Below are 19,295 nucleotides of genomic sequence, written 5' to 3'. Positions count from 1 at the left end.
CGTTGAACCACTGCAAGGATTTCGCCGATGCGCTCCGCTCCCACCCTGCTTGCTCTCTCGCTGGTCGCCGTCGGCGCCGGCTTCGCATCTACCGCGCACGCTGCTGAAGGCGACGACCGCTTCACGCTGCGCCTGGGTGCGATGAACATCGATACCGACAACACGATCCGCGGCAGCACCACCATTGCCGGCCAGGACGTGAATCTGAACGAAGATTTCGGCATGGGCGGCAAGGAATGGGAGCCGCGCGTGGATGGCGTGTTCCGCTTCAGTGACCGCCAGCGCCTGATCTTCGACTACTTCAAGTGGGACAAAGACCGCCGCGAGACCCTGAACGACGGCATCGCGTTCGGCGACATCAACGTGCCGGAAGGCAGCTTCGTCAAGGCCGAACTGAAGTATCAGGTCGCCACCCTGGTGTATGACTACTCCGTCGTCGACACCGACCGCTTCGACCTGGGCCTGCAGATCGGTGCCGAGTGGGCACAGATCAGCGCCAAGGGCTTCGCGGACCTGGGCACCGTCTACAACGGCCGCTTCCTGGATGAAAAAGAAAACGGCGTGGCCCCGGTGGTCGGCGCGCGCATGACCTTCAATCCGGCGGATCGTTGGATGATCAACCTGCAGGGCCAGTACCTCAACACCAGCTGGGGCAACTTCGACGACTACAAGGGCGACCTGAGCCGCGCCAACGCGATCGTCGAGTACCGCCTGACCGATACGTTCGGCATCTTCGCTGGCTATGACTGGTTCAAGCTGGACGTCGATCAGCGCGGCAGCGACGGCGTGATCGGTCTGAAGCAGGAGTTCAAGGGTCCGGTCGCGGGCGTCAGCCTTTCGTTCTGATCCGATAGTTTGGCGAAATAAAAAACCCCAGGCCTGCCTGGGGTTTTTCGTTTGAGCACTCTACCGCATGCTGCGTGCAGGGTGTTGGTCGGATATCAGTCGCGGGGTCGCAGCTGCCAGGCAGCCCCTTTCGACAGGATCGCCTTCGTCGACTTCAACATGCTGGAAGGCCGCGGACTGCCCTACCCGCCGCACGGCTGCTTCGCTCAGGCGAAAGCGCGCGCCAAGTGCTCAAGGGCTGTGCTGATTGGCGTTCACGCATCCATGAACGCGTGCACCGTCCCCAGCCCGCGCGGCCGCACGCTCAATCGCTTCCTGCATAGTCCGCGCCCGGACAACTACGTTGAAAGGCGCGAGATGGCTGACGGTTGATACCTGACATAGCCAAGGCTTGGATCCTGGCACTTGATTCTGATCGCTCGGGTACTGATTCTGGCCGCCGGGTACTGATTTTGGCCGCCTGGATACTGATTCTGAGCCCCGCCCGCGGCTGCAGCCGCTGTACCTGCAATGCTGGAAAGCGCCAATGCGGCTGCCAGGAGTGTCGCGACGGTGATTGACTTGCTCATCATATCTGCCTCAAGTTGACGAATGGGCTGCCATGCGATGACAGCGAATCCATCTTCGTTTGAGTCGATTCATGACGTAATAAGGAAGATCCGTACCGGGCGTGTTCGGCACTCCTTATTCCGCGTAGGCGAAACTGCCTCGTGATGTTCCGTGAATCACGACACCCGCCTTTTCGAGCATGCGGATGGACATGCGACCTTCGCTGACGTGTGCGCGCGATTACGTGCTGCATCGAGCGCAATTCCAGGGCTTGGGACAAAGACAACAATTGGAGTGTCCCAACCCCCTGCGCGCTGGATGGTGTAATGGCACCCGCCAATGCGATCGTGCCCAAAGAAAAAGCCCAGGCAATGCCCGGGCCTTTTGACGAAGAGCAGATCAAACGAGAGACTACTTCTTCTTCGGCATGTACAGATCGGTGATCGTGCCGTCGTAGATTTCCGATGCCATCGCGACCGATTCGCTGAGCGTCGGATGCGCATGGATGGTGTGGCCGATGTCCTCGGCTTCCGCACCCATCTCGATGGCCAGGCCGATTTCCGCCAGCAGGTCGCCCGCATGCACGCCGACGATGGCGCCGCCGATGATCCGATGGGTCTCTTCGTCGAAGATCAGCTTGGTGAAGCCCTCGGTGCGGCCGATGCCGATGGCCCGCCCGCTGGCGGCCCACGGGAATTTCGCTACGCCGACCTTCAGGCCCTTGGCCTTGGCTTCAGTCTCGGTCACACCCACCCACGCGATTTCCGGATTGGTGTAAGCCACCGACGGAATCACCCGCGCGACCCATTCCTTCTTGTGGCCGGCAGCCACTTCCGCCGCCAGCTTGCCTTCGTGCGTGGCCTTGTGCGCCAGCATCGGGTTGCCGACGATGTCGCCGATGGCGAAGATGTGCGGCACATTGGTGCGCATCTGCCGGTCCACCGGAATGAAGCCCCGGTCAGACACCTGCACACCGGCCTTGTCGGCATCGATCTTGCCGCCATTCGGCGAACGGCCCACGGCCACCAGTACGCGGTCGAAGGTGCCCTTCTGCAGCGCGGGCGTCTCACCCTCTGCGGCCGCATCGAAGGTCACGGTGATGCCGGTCTTGTCGGCGCTGACGCCAGACGCCTTGGTCTTCAGATGGACCTCGACACCCTGCTTCTTCAAGCGGTCGGCCAGCGGTTTCACCAGATCCTTGTCGGCACCCGGCATCAGCTGGTCCATGAACTCGACCACGGTGACCTTGCTGCCCAGTGCGGCATACACCGTGGCCATTTCCAGGCCGATGATGCCGCCGCCCACGACCAGCAGCGAGCCCGGCACCTCGGCCAGTTCCAGCGCGTCGGTGGAGTCCATCACGCGCGGGTCGTCCCACGGGAAGTTCGGCAGCTTCACTGCCTGCGACCCGGCCGCGATGATGCACTGCTGGAAACGCAGCAACTGCGTGCTGCCGTCTTCGGCAGTGATCAGCAGCTCGTTGGCCGACACGAAGCGGCCCACGCCCTGCACGGTGCGCACCTTGCGCTGCTTGGCCATGCCGGCCAGGCCCTTGGTCAGCTGGCCGACGACCTTTTCCTTGTACTGGCGCAGCTTGTCGAGGGTGATCTTCGGGGCGCCGAACTCGACACCGAAATCACCGGCGTGGGCGACTTCATCGATCACCGCAGCCGCGTGCAGCAGCGCCTTCGACGGAATGCAGCCCACGTTGAGGCAGACACCGCCCAGGCTGGTGTACCGCTCGACCAGCACCGTATCCAGGCCGACATCGGCCGCGCGGAAGGCGGCCGTGTAGCCGCCGGGGCCGGAGCCCAGCACGACCATGGCGCATTCGATGTCGGCGGCCTTGCCCGAGGACAGGGCCGGCTTCGGTGCAGTCGGCTCGGCCGGCGCACGATGCGACGGCGTCACCGGCGGCTTGCTGTTCGGTGCGGCGGCGGCGGCGGGTGCGGCGGCCTTGGCCGGTGCAGCGGGTGCTGCGCCCTCGCCTTCGGCGTCCAGCACGACCACGACCGCGCCTTCAGACAGCGTGTCGCCCAGCTTCACCTTGATGTCCTTGACCACGCCAGCGGCCGAGGACGGCACTTCCAGCGTCGCCTTGTCCGACTCCAGGGTAAGCAGGCCCTGGTCTTTCTTCACCGTGTCGCCAACGGCGACCAGTATTTCGATCACCGGCACATCGCTGTAATCGCCGATGTCGGGAACCTTGACTTCAATCGTGGCCATGGTGGTTTCCTTCATGCCCGCGCGGGAAGGCCGGCGGGCGTCTGCTGCAGTTCGTCACGCGGCCGCGCGCATCGCGGCGGCCACACGGAGGGGGCTTGCGGGCTCGATCAGAGCAGCACGCGGCGCATATCGGCCAGCACCTGCGACAGGTACGTGGTGAAGCGTGCGGCCAGTGCGCCATCGATGACGCGGTGGTCGTAGCTCAGCGACAGCGGCAGCATCAGCTTGGGCGCGAACTCCTTGCCGTTCCAGACCGGCTGGATCGACGACTTGGACACGCCCAGGATGGCCACTTCCGGCGCGTTGACGATCGGGGTGAACGCCGTGCCACCGATGCCGCCCAGCGAGCTGATCGAGAAGCAGCCACCGCTCATGTCGGCCGGGCCGAGCTTGCCGTCGCGGGCCTTCTTGGCCAGTTCGCCGGATTCCTGCGCGATCTGCACCACACCCTTCTTGTCGACGTCACGCACCACCGGCACGACCAGGCCGTTCGGGGTGTCAGCGGCGAAACCGATGTTGAAGTACTTCTTCAGGGTCAGGTTCTCGCCGCTGGCATCCAGCGAGGCATTGAACTCCGGGAATTTCTTCAGCGCCGCAGCACTGGCCTTGACCAGGAAGGCGAGCATGGTCAGCTTGATGCCGGCCTTCTCGTTTTCCTTGTTCAGGGCCACGCGCAGAGCTTCCAGATCGGTGATGTCGGCCTGCTCGAACTGGGTGACATGCGGGATCATCGCCCAGTTGCGGGCCAGGTTCGCGCCGGAGATCTTCTTGATGCGCGACAGCGGCTGGACTTCAACCTCGCCGAACTTGCTGAAGTCGACCTTCGGCCAGGGCAGCAGGTTCAGCCCACCACCGGCGGCGGCCGGTGCAGTGGCGCCGGCAGCAGTACCGCCGGTCAACGCGGCCTTGACGAACTTCTGCACGTCGCCCTTGGTGATGCGCCCACCCTTCTCGGTGCCGCTGATCTGCAGCAGGTCCACACCCAGTTCACGGGCGAACACGCGTACCGCCGGGGTGGCATAAGGCACCTTGGCCGGCAGCACACTGTCGGCATTGAACTGCACCGGCGGGCTGGTCGGCGCACCGGCAGACGGCGCGCTGGCCATTTCCCGCTGGGCCAGCTTGTCCGGCTCTGCCGGCACAGCCACCGGCTCCACCTTGGTGGCGGTTTCGGCGGCTTCGTTGGCGGCGGCATTGGCCTGGGTCGGAGCCGGTGCAGCGCTGGCAGCGCCTTCGGCTTCGATGATCGCCACGACCTTGCCCTGCGACAGGTTGTCGCCGACCTTGACCTTGATTTCCTTGACCACACCGGCGACCGACGACGGAACTTCCATCGTCGCCTTGTCGCTTTCCAGCGTCACCAGGCCCTGGTCCTTCTTCACCGTATCGCCCACGGCCACCAGTATCTCGATGACCGGGATATCCGAATAATCACCAATGTCCGGCACCAGCGCTTCAACGGCACCACCGCTGGCAGCGCGTGCGGGCGCAGCGGCCTGCGCGCTTTCAGCAGCGGCCGGGGCAGCGCTCTTGGCCGGCGCCGGCGCGGCAGCGGCCTGTGCAGGGGCGGCCTTGGCAGCCGGGGCGGTATCGCCTTCAGCCACTTCGATCAGCGCCACGACCTTGCCCTCGGACAGGTTGTCGCCGACCTTCACCTTGATTTCCTTGACGACACCGGCCACCGACGAGGGGACTTCCATCGTGGCCTTGTCACTTTCGAGCGTGACCAGCCCCTGGTCCTTCTTGACCGTGTCGCCGACGGCGACCAGCACCTCGATTACCGGGATATCGCTGTAGTCACCGATATCGGGGACGAGGGCTTCCTTGATTTCGGCCATGGGGATAACTCCGGCAATCTGGTGTAGGGAATCCTCTATTGTGCGGCCAGCACGCCCCCCTCGCCAACCGTTGATGGCGTTTTCAGTCCGCACTGTCCCGGGACACGCTGTTGTGCCTGCGCCGTTGCGTCGCAGCGACGCGCCGCACGGCGCCACCAGTCGGTGGCGTATTGTCCGCATCGAGCCAGTCGACCAATGCCCTGACGTCGTCGTTTTCGATGCTCGCCTGGGCCAAGCCGCGCTACCGCAGAGCGTCGGCCACGGGCTGCCAGGCCTGCTGCAATGCGCCCAGCGAGGCGGCCGCATTGGCGGGACTGGTCGATGGCAAGGCCAACACGGGCACATGCGAAGTCCCACCCACCGGCACGATGAAGCGCAGGAACGCGCGATGGGCCGCAGCGCCGTTGCACGCGATCAACCGCAGATCGCGCAGTGCCGCCACCGCCGGCCCCAGCGCGTTGGGCACTTCACTGCCGCGCACGATGTCCGCATCCAGGCTGCCCCGGCGTCGACACTCCCCGATCACATCCCACACGCCGATGCCCGCTTTGTGCAGCTGCTGCAGCCTCTGCGGGTAGGGCGCGGAGGGCTCGACACCCGCCAACAGCGCCATCAAGGGCCAGAAACGGTTGCGTGGATGGGCGTAGTACTGCGCCTGGCGCAGGGACGCTACACCGGGCATCGAGCCGAGCACCAGCACCCGGCAATCCGCCCCGATCTGCGCGGACAGGCCGGTACAGACGTCGATTTCAATCACATTTCCACCATCTGCATGAACTGACTTGACTGCCGAAAACACGGAGTTGCAAGGCTGTACGCGACTTGGCTGAACGCATCCAACTATTTTTTAACGTCCGTAGGAATTGATTCATGTGCGGAGGAATACGTTGATGCCCACCCCGCCACGGGGGCCTTGTAACAGTAATCGAAGGAGATACCCCCATGCGTAAGATCAATATCCTGACCCTGTCCCTGCTGACCAGCGCCGCTTTTGCACCGGCCGCGTTCGCGCAGGACTACACCACCACGGCTGCACCGGCAGACAGCAGCTACACCACGGGCACCGACACGGCGTCGGGCAAGCATTTCGCCGTCGTCGGCGGTGTCGCCCTGCTGCAGCCGAAGAATGACCCGATCGACGGCATCCGCAAGTTCGATGGTGGCCCGGCGCCGACCCTGAGCCTGAGCTACTACATCAACGATAACTGGGCCGTTGAACTGTGGGGCGCAGCCGACAAGTTCAACCACCGCGTGCGCGGCGTCGGCAACGAACGCCTGGGCACGGTCGAACAGCAGCCGATCGCGCTGAGCGGCCAGTACCACTTCGGCCTGGCGGACAACGTGTTCCGTCCGTTCGTGGGCGTGGGTTACTACGAGTCGAACTTCAGCAATGAAGACCTGGTCGCACCGGGCGTTACCCAGCACATCGGGCTGGAAACCGCCAAGGGCGCCATCGGCACCGTCGGCGTTGACATGAACATCAATTCCACCTGGTTTGCCCGTGCGGATGCGCGTTACATGCACTCCCGTCCGGAAGTGAAGGTGGGCGGCCAGGGCACCGGCGCGGACGCCAAGCTGGATCCGTGGACCGTCGGCTTCGGCATCGGCGCACGCTTCTAAGCACCTCCGGTAGTAAAGCGTCACAACGCAACGGACCCTTCGGGGTCCGTTGTCGTTTCTGAGATGTGGCCCGCGACGCATAGCCATATACGTCATATATCAAAAGCCCTGCAGCGCAACGGCTTTGACCCCTGCATGCGGCACGGGGAACGAAAATTTAATCCTCCTTGGAATCGATTCATGTTGCGCGGCTTACCGTTTTCGCCGCGCCCCGCAGAAGGGGGCTCACCCACTTCCAGATTCAGGAGCTACCCCATGCGATCCATTACCACCCTGCCGCTGTCCCTGCTGATCAGCGCCGCCATGGCCCCTGCGGCGTTTGCCCAGAGCCCGTCGACCACGGTGGAGCGCCCGGCCGGCACCGACGCTGTCGCCGCCAATGAAACCGCGTCCGGCAAGCACTTCGCCGTCGTCGGTGGCATTGCGCTGCTGCAGCCGAAGAATGACGCCGTCAAGGGCGTTTCGCAGAAGACGGATGGCGGCTCGGCGCCGACCATCAGCCTCAGCTATTACGTCAATGACAATTGGGCCGTTGAACTGTGGGGTGCTGCCGACAAGTTCGACCACACCGTGAAGGGTCCGGCCGGCACGCGCATCGGTACGCTGCAGCAGCAGCCGATCGCACTGAGCGGCCAGTACCACTTCGGCCAGGCCGACAACGTGTTCCGTCCGTTCGTGGGCGTGGGCTACTTCGAGTCGAACTACAGCAATGAAAAGCTCGCCGTGCCGGGTGCTGTCGGCCACGTCGGCCTGGAGACCGCCAAGGGTGCGATGGGCACCGTCGGCGTCGACATGAACATCAACTCCACCTGGTTCGCCCGCGCTGATGCGCGCTACCTGAATGCCCGATCGAAGGTCACCGAGAGCGGCGTGGACAGCGGCCGCAAGGCCAAGATGGATCCGTGGACCGTCGGCTTCGGCATCGGCGCACGCTTCTAAGCCTCCCTGCCAGACAGCGTCGCAACGCAACGGGCCTTTCGGGGCCCGTTGTCGTTTCTGCGGCATGACGCGTCAAGGGCACCGGACCACATGCGCCACGCTCACGCGTATGCGCACCGCGTACAGGCCTTGGCCATCGGATGGGAGGTTTCTGCCACCGCCGGTGCGTTAGGCTCGCACCACCAAGGCGGAGCGCAGGCAAGGTCACCCGATCATGTTCGATGTGCTGGTGGTGGGCGGTGGCATAAATGGCGTGGGCATTGCCCGTGACGCTGCCGGCCGCGGACTGAAGGTGGCGCTGTGCGAACAGCACGATCTGGCGGCCCACACCTCCAGTGCCAGCTCGAAGCTGATCCATGGCGGCCTGCGTTACCTCGAACACCGCGCATTCGGCATGGTCCGCAAGGCGCTGGCCGAACGCCAGGTGCTGATGCGGCTCGCGCCGCATCTGGTCCATCCCCTGCCCTTCGTGCTGCCCCACGAGCCGCACCTGCGTCCTGCGTGGATGATCCGCCTGGGGTTGATGGTGTATGACCGTCTGGCTCCGCGCGGGGATACGTTGCCACGGTCGCGGCGCGTCCCACTGCGCGGCACTGCCCTCGGCGCGCCGCTTCGCGACAGCGTCACCCGGGGCTTCCTGTATGCCGACGCGCAGGTCGCCGACGCACGGCTTGTCGTACTGAACGCGCTGGATGCCCACGAACGCGGGGCGTGCATCTGGACCCGCACCACCTGCCTGCAGGCCTGGCGCGAACCCAGTGGATGGTGCGTCGATCTTCGCGACGAGCGCGGTCAGCTGCATAGCGTGCAGGCCCGCATGCTGGTCAATGCCACCGGCCCTTGGGCCTCGCGCTTCACCGAGGACATCAGCCTCAGTCGCAGCACGCCGCTACGGCTGGTGCAGGGCAGCCATATCGTGGTGCCTGCGCTGCATGACCATGGCCATGCGTACCTGCTGCAGCAGCCGGACGGGCGCATCGTGTTCGTCGTTCCGTTCGAAGACCGCTTCAGCCTTATCGGCACCACCGACGTCGATTTCGACGAAGATCCGGCGCGTGTGCGGATAGACCCGGCGCAGCGTGACTACCTGTGCGCGGCGGTCAACCGCAGCTTCCGGCGGCAGATCGGTGCAGACGATGTCCTGTGGAGTTTCAGCGGTGTGCGGCCCCTGCTGGATGATGCGCATGCCGCTGCCAGTGCAGTGACGCGTGACTATCGCCTGGACCTGGATGTCGAGGGCGCTCCCCTGCTCAACGTGCTGGGCGGCAAGCTGACCACGTTCCGCCGCTTGGCCGAAGAGGCGGTGGACCTGCTGGTGCACGAAGCCGGTTCGAATGCGCCGGCATGGACCGCAGAGGGGCCCGTGCTGCCTGGCGGCGACCTTGGCACGCCGGCCCAGGTGAGGCACTGGTTGGCCACCCGCTGGCCGTGGCTGCCAGCGCCTTTGGCTGCACGCTGGGCACGCAGCTATGGCAGCCGCGCGGCGCGCATCCTCGGCAACGCGGAATCGCTGGAAGCGCTCGGCATGCACTTCGGTGCGGATCTGCATGAAGCCGAGGTCGAGTACCTGTACCTGCATGAGTGGGTCCGCCACGTGGACGATCTGCTGTGGCGACGCACGCTGCTCGGGCTGTCGCTGGATGCCGTGCAGCAGCACGACGTGGCGCAGTGGCTAGCCGCCCGCGTGGCGCGCGACCCCACACCCGCCCCTCGCTTCGACGTCCCCGGCCCGACGACAAGGAGCACACCATGACCCGACAACCGTTGATCGGCGAACTGATTTCCGAAGCCGTTGCGGTGGCGATCATCATCAGCATCGGCTGTTCGGCCGCCGCGATGTACCTGCTGTACGATCCCAGCCCGTATCAGAACGCCTACTGGGGGCTGTGCATCACCTGGGGGCTTGCCGTGAGCCTGGCGATCTACACCACCGCGTCCATTTCCGGCACCCACGCCAATCCCGCGGTCACCCTCGCATTGGCCCTCTACCGCGGTTTTCCCTGGTCGCGCGTGCTGCCGTACTGGGCAGCGCAGGTGCTGGGCGCGATGGTCGGCGCGGCGATCGTCTACCTGCTGTACGCGCCGGTGATCGACCATTACAACGCGCTGCACGGCCTCACTCGTGCGGAGGGGGGCGCGGCCGGCGTCTTCTTCACCGCACCCGGACTGGCCGTCACGCCCCTGCATGCGCTGAGCAACCAGGTCATCCTCACCGCCCTGCTCGTGTTCGGCATCTTCGCCATCACCGAGCGTTACAACGAGGCCGCTCCGGGCGCCAACAGCGGTGCGCTGATGATCGGCCTGCTGGTCGCCTGCATCGGGGCCTCAATGGGCTATCTGGAGGGCTGGGCCATCAACCCCGCGCGCGATTTCGGCCCGCGTGTGTTCGCGTGGTTGAACGGCTGGGGCGCCGCCGCGTTGCCTGCCGAAGATCACTACTGGTGGATCCCGATCCTGGGCCCGCTGGCCGGCGGCGCGGTCGGTGGGGCGGCTTACCAGTGCCTGATCCTGCCGTTCCTGCCCGCGCGCCAGCGCGCCCGCGACGCGCACGGCGTCGGCACGGACAGCAGCGCACAATGAAACCAGCACACCCTCGCCCATTCCCGCGCCTCGACCAGGAAGCCTGCCATGGAAGCTGATTTCATCCTCGCCATCGATCAGGGCACCACCAGCTCGCGCGCCATTCTGTTCGACCGCCAAGGGCGCATCGCCGGTTCGGCACAGCGCGAATTCGCGCAGATTTTCCCGCAGCCGGGATGGGTTGAACACGATCCGCGCGAGATCCTCACCAGTGTCTATACCACCATCACCGAGCTGCTCAATCGCCAGCAGATCGACCCGCGCCGCATCGCCGGCATCGGCATCACCAACCAGCGCGAAACCACCGTCGTATGGGACAAGGCAACGGGGCAACCGATCCACAATGCGGTGGTCTGGCAGTCGCGCCAGAGTGAGGCGATCTGCGAGCGCCTGAAAGCCGAAGGCCACGAGCCGATGATCCGCGCGAAAACGGGGCTGCTGGTGGATGCCTATTTTTCAGCGACCAAGATCCGCTGGATCCTGGACCATGTAGAGGGCGCCCAGGCACGTGCCGAACGCGGTGAACTGTTGTTCGGCACCATCGACAGCTGGCTGATCTGGAACCTCACCGGCGGCGCGGTGCACGTGACCGACATGACCAACGCCGCCCGCACGTTGCTGTTCGACATCCACGCACTGCGCTGGGATGACGAACTGCTGGCGCTGCTGGACATCCCGCGGGCCATGCTGCCGGAGGTGCGCGGCAGCAGCGAAATCTACGGCCACAGCCGTGCGCAGTTCTTCTTTGATCGGCAGATCCCCATCGCCGGCATCGCGGGCGACCAGCAGGCCGCCCTGTTCGGCCAGGCCTGCTTCGAACCGGGCATGGCCAAGAACACCTACGGCACCGGCTGTTTCATGCTGATGCACACCGGCAACAAGGCGGTGGCATCACGCAATGGCCTGCTGACGACCATCGCCTGGAACGTCGATGGCCAGGTCGAATACGCACTCGAAGGGTCTATCTTCGTCGCCGGATCAGTGGTGCAGTGGCTGCGCGACGGGCTGCGCATGTTCGGCAAGTCCGGTGATTGCCAAGCGTATGCCGAGCGCGTGCCGGACACGGGTGGGGTGTATCTGGTGCCCGCGTTCGTCGGCCTCGGTGCACCGTACTGGCGAAGCGACGTACGCGGCGCCATGTTCGGCGTTACCCGCGGCACCACCAAGGAACATTTCATCCGTGCTGCGGTGGAATCGATGGCCTACCAGACACGTGACGTACTGGCTGCGATGCAGGCCGATGCCGGCATCGAGCTGAAGGAGCTGCGCGCCGATGGGGGTGCCATCGCCAATGACTTCATGGCGCAGTTCCAGAGCGACATGCTCGGTGTGCCCGTGCTGCGGCCCCAGGTGGCAGAGACGACGGCACTGGGTGCGGCCTACCTGGCAGGCCTTGCCACCGGATTCTGGGAAAGCAGAGAGCAGATCGCCGCGCTGTGGGGCGTGGACCGGCGCTTCGAACCGACGCTGGATCCGCAGCGCCGTGAAGCGCTGTATGCCGGTTGGCAGCGGGCCGTCAACGCGACCCTGGCCTGGTAACGGCGGATGCCGCGCGTGCGCCGAGCCCTGCCCGGCGCACGCAGCGGCGATGGTGCGATCAGAACGCCGGCAGGACGGCGCCCTTGTACTTCTGCGCGATGAATTCCTTCACCTGCGGGCTGGTCAGCGCCGCTGCCAGCTTCTGCACGCGGGCGTCGTCCTTGTTGTCGGCGCGCGCGACAAGGAAGTTCACGTAGGGCGAATCCTTGCTCTCGATCGCCAACGCATCCTGGGTCGGGTTCAGGCCCGCATCCAACGCGTAGTTGGTGTTGATCAACGCCAGATCCACCTGGTCCAGCACCCGCGGCAACATCGCCGAATCGAGCTCGCGGAACTTGAGGTGCTTCGGGTTCGCGGTGATGTCACGCTGGGTCGCCAGCGCGTTCTTCGGATCCTTCAACTGGATAACGCCGGCGTTGTGCAGCAGGATCAGCGCACGGCTGTTGTTGCTGGGGTCGTTCGGAATCACCACGTCGGCACCATCACGCAGTTCGTCCAGCGACTTCACCTTGCGCGAATAGGCACCGAACGGCTCGATGTGCACGCCGACCACGGTGACCAGGTCGGTCTTGCGGTCGCGGTTGTAGGCATCGAGGTAGGGCTCGGTCTGGAAGTAATTGACGTCCACCTGCTTCTGCACCAGCTGGTCGTTCGGCTGCACGTAGTCGTTGAACACCCGCACGTCCAGCTCCACGCCCTGCTCTTTCAGCATCGGCTTCACTACGTCCAGGATTTCCGCGTGCGGCACGGCCGTCGCGGCCACCACCAGCTTCTGCGACGCATCGCCGGATTTGCCACAGGCACTCAGGGCCAACGCGGCGACAAGGGACAACAACAGGGTCTTCTTCATCGTATGCGGTATCTCGGGGGGAGGGTCATTCGTAGTTGCTGAGTGCCAGCGCCAACAGGCTCTTGGCCTGTTCGCGCAGCATCACCGGTTCGATGATTTCGGCATCGGACCCATAGTGCAGCACATCCATCAACAATTCGCGGGAAACGCTGTACGGCACTTTCAGCTCATAGCGTCCGTCGGCCAGGTAGCGGCCCTGCTGGTTGGCGTGCCAATGCTCGTCGGCCACCCAGCGGGCGGCCTTGGCGCTGAAAAGGATCGTCGCCCAGCCCTTCGGCGCGCCGGAAAAGATGCCATAACTGGCACCCAGCTGGGCGTCCAGCTCGTCGTCGTCGACATCGGTGGCCGGTGCATCCACGACCCGCGCCTTGTTGATGCGGTCCACAGCGAAGCTGCGCAGCGCCTCGCGGTCGTGGTCCCAGGCATCCAGGTACCAGTTGTCGCGATAGTGGGTCAGCCGCTGCGGCGATACGATGCGGCGGGTCGGCTGGTCCGTGGAGCGGGCGCGGTACTCAAAGGCCAGCTGCCGGCGTTCCAGTACCGCCGAGGCCACGCTGCGGAAGCTGCCTTCATCGAACTTGCGTACCCGGTGCGGAATCACCCGCACCCGGTCCACCGGCCACGTGGATACGCCGGCCTGGGCGGCAAGCAGGCCCTCTATCCGCTGCTGCAGCGGGGCCAGCACCGACGACAGGACGCCGCCGCCGGTACGCGCCAGCAGGTGCTGCGAGGCCAGCAGCGCATGCAGTTCTTCCGAACTGAGCCACAACCCGGGCAGCTCGAACCGGTCGCTCTCATCGGCCATGTAGCGGAAGCCGGCTTCGCCGTCACCTTCGATCGGCGCCATCAGGGCGTCGCGCAGGAACGCCAGGTCGCGGTAAACAGTCGCGCGGGAACAGCCAAGCTTGTCCTGCAGCGTGGCCACCGTCACCGGGTAGCGGGCAGACTTCAGCAGACGATGCAGGGCAGTGATGCGTTCGTATCGGTCCATGGCTCCGATTATGTCCGAGTCGCGGCCGTTGTGGCGGCCATGATCGGCTATCGTGTCGGTCCCCCACGCCCCGGCCGGCCCCGTATGCGCGCTCCGCTCCCCCTCATCGCGTCCTTGGCAGCCGCTCTGCTGCTGCTCAGTGGCTGTGAGCAGCCCTCGCCGCCTGCCGATGCTGCGCTCCCGGGCGCCGTGCCCGCCGCGCCGGCCCAAGCGCCTGCGGTGGATGCGGACCCGGCACAGGCCGTGCTGCGGGCGAGCCAGCGGTTTGCTGCGCTGCGCAGCTTCCACGCTGAGATGCGTCTGCACGGCGCACAGGCCGGCCAGGTGGTGCATACCACCATGGACTTCGTCGCCCCGGATCGCTACCGGCTGGAAGGGCCCGGCGGCGTGCAGACGATCATCGGCAACACCTTCTTCCTGCAGTCTGAGGGCCGCATCGAACAGGTGCCGGTACCCGACGGCCTGCTGCAGCAGTGGCGCAGTCCGCTGCCTTCCGAGGCGGGCCTGCAGGGGCTGACGGTCGAAGCGGGCGGTACGGCCGATATCGACGGCACGGCCACGCGCCTGTACCGGGTGGAGGGGCCGACGGGTAGCGGCGAGACCCTGCAGTACTGGATCGGCGCCGATGGCCTGCCGCGGCAGGTGCAGCGCGATGGTTTCAACAAGGACCAGCCCTACCGGATCACGCTGCGCTATTCGCGCCTGGACGATTCCACGCTGCAGGTGCCCCTGCCCTGACGTCGGGTGGGTGCAGGCACTGAATGGGCGACAGCAGAAACGCTGACTGAAGCACGCGTTGGACTGCGGTCGAGACGCGCGCGGGTTGACGTTATCATCACGCCCTGCGTTCCACGCCCGCCCCCCGGAGAATCCTGATGTCCCTGCGTGTTTACCTGCTGTTTCCCCTGTTGCTGGTCGCCCCTGCGGCATTCGCCCAGGATCCCGCCGAACTGGCGGCGATGACCTCCCCGTGGAGCGGCAGTGGCGGCGAACTGGGCTTCGCGTCCGCACGTGGCAACAGCACCACCGAAAGCGCCAATGGCCGGCTGCGCCTGCGTTACACCGACGACGACTGGGTGCACAGCATGGACCTGTTCGGCCTGCGTTCGCGCTCCGAGTCGATCCAGACCAGTGACGACGGCACCGAAACCAAGGTCAGCAATACCACCGCCAACCGCTACACCGGCAGTGCCGGCAGCGCGTTGCAGCTGGGCGAACACCGGCAGATCACCGCGACGGTGCGTTACGAGCGCGACGACTTCGCCACCTACGACCGGCAGAGCTCGTTCGGTCTGGGTTACGGCACCCGGCTGTGGGGCAACGACCGCTTCTCGCTGGATGCGCAGATCGGCCCCGGTGTGCGTCGCACCCACAGCACCGAAGACGATGAAACCCGCACGGGCCTGATCGGCCGTGGCTTCTTCGACATCAAGTATTCGCTGACCCCCAACACCGACCTGGTCAATACGCTGCTGGTGGAATCGGGTTCGTACAACACCTTCGCGCAGAACGATTTCGGCGTATCGGTCAGCATGAACGAACACTTGGCGCTGAAGGCAGCATGGCAGGCGCGCCACAACAGCGACGTCGGCATCGACAAGCAGAAGACCGACACGCTGACCACGATGAACGTGGTCTACAAGTTCAAGTAAGCCCCGCCTGCGATTTCGGGTAGCGCCGAGCCATGCTCGGCGAGCGCGAAGCGCGGGCTGCGTGCGGACCGGTGTTCCCGGTAGCGCCGAGCCATGCTCGGCGAGCGCGAAGCGCGGCATGCGTGCAGATCGGTGTTCCCGGTAGCGCCGAGCCACGCTCGGCGAGCGCGAAGCGCGGGCTGCGTGCGGACCGGTGTTCCCGGTAGCGCCGAGCCATGCTCGGCGAGCGCGAAGCGCGGCATGCGTGCGGACCGGTGTTCCCGGTAGCGCCGAGCCATGCTCGGCGAGCGCGAAGCGCGGCATGCGTGCGGATCGGTATTTCCAGCGCGGCAGAAGCAGCCGACTGAAGTCGGCTCTACCGGCGCATTGCGCGGCCGGGGCATCACATGACCCGGGCACATCGCGCGACCCGGACACATCGCGCGACCCGCCACATCACACCGCTAGCAGTTCGCCTGCGCCGCCATCGAGCAGCATCTGCGCTACCTGCTGTCCCAACGCCTCGGGGTCGGCGCCCGGGCCCACGGCCTCGGCGCGCACTGCGCGGCCATCGGCCACACCGCCGACCAGCCCCTGCAGATGCAGATCGTCGCCCTGCCACACGGCAATGGCCGCCACCGGCACATGGCAACTGCCGTGCAGCGCGCGGTTCATCGCCCGCTCGGCCTCGACGCAGCTGCGCGTGGTGGCATCGTCCAGCGCTGCGAACAGCTGCATCACCGCCGGCTTGCCGCCATCACACTCCACCGCCACCGCGCCCTGCGCAGGCGCCGGCAACCACTGCGGTGCCGTCAGCCGCGCCATGATGCGCTGCCCCAGCCCCAAGCGCTCCAGCCCCGCTACCGCCAGCACGATCGCGTCGTAGCCGCCGTTGTCGAGCTTGGCCAACCGCGTATTGACGTTGCCGCGCAGGTCCAGCAGCTCCAGATCCGGGCGCAATGCGCGCAACTGGGCCTGGCGGCGCAGCGACGACGTGCCGACGCGTGCGCCCAGCGGCAACGCATCCAGCGATGCGTACAGATTGGAGACGAAGCCATCGGCGGGATCATGCCGTGGCAGGATCGCCGGCAGCACGAACGGCGCGTCGAGTTCCATCGGCACATCCTTCAGCGAGTGCACCGCGCAGTCGGCTTCACCGCGCAGGATGGCCAACTCCAGTTCTTTCAGGAACAGGCCCTTGCCGCCGATGGCCGCCAGCGAGCGATCCAGCACCTCATCGCCACGGGTACTCATGGGTATCAGTTCGACGTGCAGGCCGGGATGGGCGGCCTGCAGGCGCTCGGCGACGTGTTCGCTCTGCCACAGGGCGAGCGGGCTTTTGCGGGTAGCGATGCGAAGGGTTTCCATGCCGTCATTATCGCGCATCGGGAAATGGGGCGAACGGGTGTGACCCCCTCGCGGCTGGCTCTGACAGCAGGTTACGTGCTTGGGGCCGGGCGGTGGGGCGGCGCGGGGGACGGCAAAAACTGCGTCCTGCGTGCCTCGTTTCGCGCCATCCATGGCGCTCGACGCCCCCGCCCAGTCCCACCGCCCGGGCCCCTGACAGGTTCCGTGGCCGCCCGCCGCGTATGAAAAAAGAAGAAAAGCGGTAGCGCCGACCCATGGTCGGCGAGCGCAGCGGGCCGTTGGGGGAAACATTCCGCCGACCATGGGTCGGCGCTACCGTTCCACATGCCCCGACAGGTTCCGCAGCCACCATGGACCTGTCGAAGGTGGGGCGGGGTGGGTTGGCGGGGGCGTTGAGCGCCATGGATGGCGCGAAACGAGGCACGCAGGATGCGGATTTTGCCGTCCCCCGCGAAGCCACCCCGCCCTGCCAACAAGCAGCCCTGCAGCCTTCGCTTTTGACCTTGACGTTGACGTTCTTACAGGTGACGCAGGTCCTGCCGCAGGGTCGCCACGCAGCGTCGGCTCACTTCCAGCGGTTGCTTGCCATGCCGCAGCACCGCCTGCACCTGGCCGGCGACGCCGCGGCGCAGCTCGATCAACTCGTGGCGGGCGACCAGGCAGTTGCGGTGGATGCGGATGAAGCGGCTGGCGAACTCTTCCTCCAGCGATTTGAGCGATTCCTCGATCAGGTCTTCGCCCCGCGCGTGATGCACCACGACGTACTTTTCTTCCGCCTGCAGGTAGTGGATGTCTTCCACCGGGATCAACCGCAGGCCGCCGCGCAGCCGTGCACAGAGCACGGTGCGGGCACGGCCATCGCCGTTGCCCTGCGACTCGCCCCGGCCAGCCAGGAAGACACGCGCACGCTCCACGGCCGATGCCAGCCGTTCGGGCCGTACCGGCTTCATCAGGTAATCAATTGCCGCGGCCTCGAAGGCGGACAGCGCATGCGCGTCGTAGGCCGTGCAGAACACTACGGCCGGTCGTGGCTCGAAGGTGGCCAGGTGGCGCGCCGTCTCCAGCCCGTCCAGGCCGGGCATGGCGATATCCAACAGCACCAGGTCCGGCTGCAGTTCCGCGCAGGCATGCAGGGCCTGCTCACCGTTGGCCGCCTCGGCCACCACCGAAACACCGGGAAGCTCGGCCAGCAGCGACTGCAGGCGCTCACGCGCCAGCGGCTCGTCATCGGCGATCACTACCCTCACGTGGCTCCCCTCTGGTGGACCGGAATCAACGGACCGGTATGGTGATGCGGCATTCATAGTAGCCCCCGCTCCAACCCGCCGTCATCCGCGCCCCGGCACCGAAGCGCCAGGCCAGCCGGTGGGCGATGTTGTGCAGGGCATGGCCGGCGCCCTGGGTCAGTGCCAGCGACGGCGCTTCCGGGTCCGGCGCCGGGTTGCGGATCAGTATCTGCAGCAGCCCCTCCGCGCAGGCAATGTCCAGTTCAATCGTGCCCCCTTCCGGCAGCCGCGAGATGCCGTGCAATACGGCGTTTTCCACCAGGGGCTGCAGCACCAGACGCGGCATCGGATGCTGCCAGGGCAGGTCGTCCGGACGCTGCCAGCGTACCTGCAGCCGATCCCCCAAGCGCAGCGTTTCGATGGAGAGGTAGCGTTCGGCCAGCTCGCACTCGCCCTGCAGCGTGGAATCGCCGTCGCCGGCACCCAGTGCAGCGCGGAACAGGTCGGATAGATCAAGCACTGCACGCTCGGCGACCACCGGGTCGCGGCGCACCAGGCTGGCGATCAGGTTCATGCTGTTGAACAGGAAATGCGGGCGGATCCGTGCCTGCAACGCATCGGCCTCGGCGCGGGCCTTGGCCTGCACCTGCGCCGCCCAGCGATCACTGACGTAGAAATAGCGCAGCGCCACGGCGCTGATCAGCGCCGTGGTGGCCGCACTGCCCAAGGTGAAACGCCAGAACCCGATACCCCGGGTGAAGCTGTCGCCGAGTACGGCGTACAACGCATGGATGATGCCCGCGCCGAGCACGGCAATCACCGCCGTCAGGCCGATGGCGGCCAACGATCCGGCCACGGGAGGCAACCGCGAAAGCACGCGGCGCAGCACGCACAACGCCCCACTGACCGCCAATGCCAGCCACAGCGCAAAACCACTGGCGGACACCAGCCGCGCCATGCTCCAGTGGCGGCTGCCGTCGGGTGCCAGCGCCAACACGACCACCACCAGCAGCGCCAGCCCACACATCGCCGCCAGCCGCGGCAGCCGGCACAGCTCGGGCATCCAGGGCGTGGCGGCGGGCGCATTCATGG

At 66.0% G+C, this 19,295-nt stretch carries 16 protein-coding genes; 8 read left to right on the top strand and 8 right to left on the bottom strand.

The genetic code is table 11. The features are described 5' to 3' along the window. Positions 1–27 precede the first annotated feature (27 nt). Positions 28–846, top strand: coding sequence for a hypothetical protein (locus tag IFT65_RS06245; protein ID WP_192080801.1), 819 nt, complete (start codon positions 28–30; stop codon positions 844–846). A gap of 960 nt (positions 847–1,806) precedes the next feature. On the opposite strand, the gene lpdA is transcribed toward IFT65_RS06245, so the two are convergent. From lpdA to IFT65_RS06230, 3 genes are all read right to left on the bottom strand, one after another. After that, positions 1,807–3,621: a dihydrolipoyl dehydrogenase gene (gene lpdA / locus IFT65_RS06240; RefSeq protein WP_192080800.1), complete on the bottom strand. Its 1,815-nt coding sequence runs from the start codon at positions 3,619–3,621 to the stop codon at positions 1,807–1,809. 107 nt (positions 3,622–3,728) lie between these two features. Next, positions 3,729–5,459, bottom strand: coding sequence for a dihydrolipoyllysine-residue acetyltransferase (gene aceF, locus IFT65_RS06235; protein ID WP_192080799.1), 1,731 nt, complete (start codon positions 5,457–5,459; stop codon positions 3,729–3,731). A gap of 241 nt (positions 5,460–5,700) precedes the next feature. After that, a complete protein-coding gene (locus IFT65_RS06230; RefSeq protein ID WP_192080798.1) occupies positions 5,701–6,216 on the bottom strand; it encodes a DNA-deoxyinosine glycosylase in 516 nt (171 codons plus the stop codon). Between the two features lie 185 nt (positions 6,217–6,401). On the opposite strand from IFT65_RS06230, the gene IFT65_RS06225 reads away from it, so the two are divergent. The 5 genes from IFT65_RS06225 (at position 6,402) to glpK (ending at position 12,137) form a co-directional block, all read left to right on the top strand. Then, positions 6,402–7,079: an OmpW family outer membrane protein gene (locus tag IFT65_RS06225; RefSeq protein WP_192080797.1), complete on the top strand. Its 678-nt coding sequence runs from the start codon at positions 6,402–6,404 to the stop codon at positions 7,077–7,079. Positions 7,080–7,334: 255 nt separating this feature from the next. Beyond that, complete coding sequence (locus IFT65_RS06220) at positions 7,335–8,018, top strand: OmpW family outer membrane protein (RefSeq protein ID WP_192080796.1); 684 nt, start codon at positions 7,335–7,337, stop codon at positions 8,016–8,018. A 214-nt stretch (positions 8,019–8,232) separates the two neighbouring features. Continuing rightward, entirely contained in the window at positions 8,233–9,771 is a 1,539-nt protein-coding gene (gene glpD, locus IFT65_RS06215; RefSeq protein ID WP_192080795.1) for a glycerol-3-phosphate dehydrogenase, read from the top strand. Then, on the top strand, positions 9,768–10,598 hold the full coding sequence (locus tag IFT65_RS06210; RefSeq protein ID WP_192080794.1) for an MIP/aquaporin family protein: 831 nt from the start codon (positions 9,768–9,770) through the stop codon (positions 10,596–10,598). Before glpD ends, IFT65_RS06210 begins: the two co-directional genes overlap by 4 nt. Positions 10,599–10,646: 48 nt before the next feature. Next, on the top strand, positions 10,647–12,137 hold the full coding sequence (gene glpK / locus IFT65_RS06205; protein ID WP_192080793.1) for a glycerol kinase GlpK: 1,491 nt from the start codon (positions 10,647–10,649) through the stop codon (positions 12,135–12,137). A gap of 58 nt (positions 12,138–12,195) precedes the next feature. Here glpK and IFT65_RS06200 read toward each other — a convergent pair whose 3' ends face one another. Further along, positions 12,196–12,987 carry a MetQ/NlpA family ABC transporter substrate-binding protein gene (locus IFT65_RS06200; protein ID WP_192080792.1) on the bottom strand — a complete coding sequence of 264 codons (792 nt, stop codon included), beginning with the start codon at positions 12,985–12,987 and terminating at the stop codon, positions 12,196–12,198. A gap of 25 nt (positions 12,988–13,012) precedes the next feature. Then, positions 13,013–13,978, bottom strand: coding sequence for a YafY family protein (locus IFT65_RS06195; protein WP_188325079.1), 966 nt, complete (start codon positions 13,976–13,978; stop codon positions 13,013–13,015). A 114-nt stretch (positions 13,979–14,092) separates the two neighbouring features. Here IFT65_RS06195 and IFT65_RS06190 point away from each other — a divergent pair, with 114 nt between their 5' ends. Continuing rightward, on the top strand, positions 14,093–14,716 hold the full coding sequence (locus tag IFT65_RS06190; RefSeq protein ID WP_249405074.1) for a hypothetical protein: 624 nt from the start codon (positions 14,093–14,095) through the stop codon (positions 14,714–14,716). Between the two features lie 137 nt (positions 14,717–14,853). Further along, the gene (locus tag IFT65_RS06185; protein WP_188325081.1) at positions 14,854–15,630 is read left to right on the top strand and encodes a DUF481 domain-containing protein; all 777 of its coding nucleotides are present in this window, start codon (positions 14,854–14,856) and stop codon (positions 15,628–15,630) included. Between the two features lie 435 nt (positions 15,631–16,065). On the opposite strand, the gene hemC is transcribed toward IFT65_RS06185, so the two are convergent. The 3 genes from hemC to IFT65_RS06170 all read right to left on the bottom strand — a co-directional run bounded on the left by hemC (position 16,066) and on the right by IFT65_RS06170 (position 19,293). Further along, positions 16,066–16,977, bottom strand: a complete 912-nt coding sequence (hemC, locus tag IFT65_RS06180) for a hydroxymethylbilane synthase (RefSeq protein ID WP_192080790.1) — start codon at positions 16,975–16,977, stop codon at positions 16,066–16,068. 518 nt (positions 16,978–17,495) lie between these two features. Next, entirely contained in the window at positions 17,496–18,281 is a 786-nt protein-coding gene (locus IFT65_RS06175; RefSeq protein ID WP_192080789.1) for a LytTR family DNA-binding domain-containing protein, read from the bottom strand. Then, the gene (locus IFT65_RS06170) at positions 18,250–19,293 is read right to left on the bottom strand and encodes a sensor histidine kinase (protein WP_249405073.1); all 1,044 of its coding nucleotides are present in this window, start codon (positions 19,291–19,293) and stop codon (positions 18,250–18,252) included. Before IFT65_RS06170 ends, IFT65_RS06175 begins: the two co-directional genes overlap by 32 nt. Between the last annotated feature and the right edge of the window lie 2 nt (positions 19,294–19,295).

It is taken from the genome of Stenotrophomonas sp. CFBP 13725 (genome assembly GCF_014841935.1).
In the GTDB taxonomy this organism is placed as follows: domain Bacteria; phylum Pseudomonadota; class Gammaproteobacteria; order Xanthomonadales; family Xanthomonadaceae; genus Stenotrophomonas.
This window is presented reverse-complemented; position numbering and strand designations above follow the sequence as displayed.

What these genes read in the sequence shown, in the direction of transcription:
- IFT65_RS06185 (WP_188325081.1), top strand. Translation starts at nt 14,854, where the DNA reads ATGTCCCTGCGTGTTTACCTGCTGTTTCCCCTGTTGCTGGTCGCCCCT.
- IFT65_RS06220 (WP_192080796.1), top strand. Translation starts at nt 7,335, where the DNA reads ATGCGATCCATTACCACCCTGCCGCTGTCCCTGCTGATCAGCGCCGCC.
- IFT65_RS06200 (WP_192080792.1), bottom strand. Translation starts at nt 12,987, where the DNA reads ATGAAGAAGACCCTGTTGTTGTCCCTTGTCGCCGCGTTGGCCCTGAGT.
- IFT65_RS06245 (WP_192080801.1), top strand. Translation starts at nt 28, where the DNA reads ATGCGCTCCGCTCCCACCCTGCTTGCTCTCTCGCTGGTCGCCGTCGGC.
- hemC (WP_192080790.1), bottom strand. Translation starts at nt 16,977, where the DNA reads ATGGAAACCCTTCGCATCGCTACCCGCAAAAGCCCGCTCGCCCTGTGG.
- IFT65_RS06175 (WP_192080789.1), bottom strand. Translation starts at nt 18,281, where the DNA reads ATGAATGCCGCATCACCATACCGGTCCGTTGATTCCGGTCCACCAGAG.
- glpD (WP_192080795.1), top strand. Translation starts at nt 8,233, where the DNA reads ATGTTCGATGTGCTGGTGGTGGGCGGTGGCATAAATGGCGTGGGCATT.
- IFT65_RS06210 (WP_192080794.1), top strand. Translation starts at nt 9,768, where the DNA reads ATGACCCGACAACCGTTGATCGGCGAACTGATTTCCGAAGCCGTTGCG.
- IFT65_RS06225 (WP_192080797.1), top strand. Translation starts at nt 6,402, where the DNA reads ATGCGTAAGATCAATATCCTGACCCTGTCCCTGCTGACCAGCGCCGCT.
- lpdA (WP_192080800.1), bottom strand. Translation starts at nt 3,621, where the DNA reads ATGGCCACGATTGAAGTCAAGGTTCCCGACATCGGCGATTACAGCGAT.
- aceF (WP_192080799.1), bottom strand. Translation starts at nt 5,459, where the DNA reads ATGGCCGAAATCAAGGAAGCCCTCGTCCCCGATATCGGTGACTACAGC.
- glpK (WP_192080793.1), top strand. Translation starts at nt 10,647, where the DNA reads ATGGAAGCTGATTTCATCCTCGCCATCGATCAGGGCACCACCAGCTCG.
- IFT65_RS06195 (WP_188325079.1), bottom strand. Translation starts at nt 13,978, where the DNA reads ATGGACCGATACGAACGCATCACTGCCCTGCATCGTCTGCTGAAGTCT.
- IFT65_RS06170 (WP_249405073.1), bottom strand. Translation starts at nt 19,293, where the DNA reads ATGAATGCGCCCGCCGCCACGCCCTGGATGCCCGAGCTGTGCCGGCTG.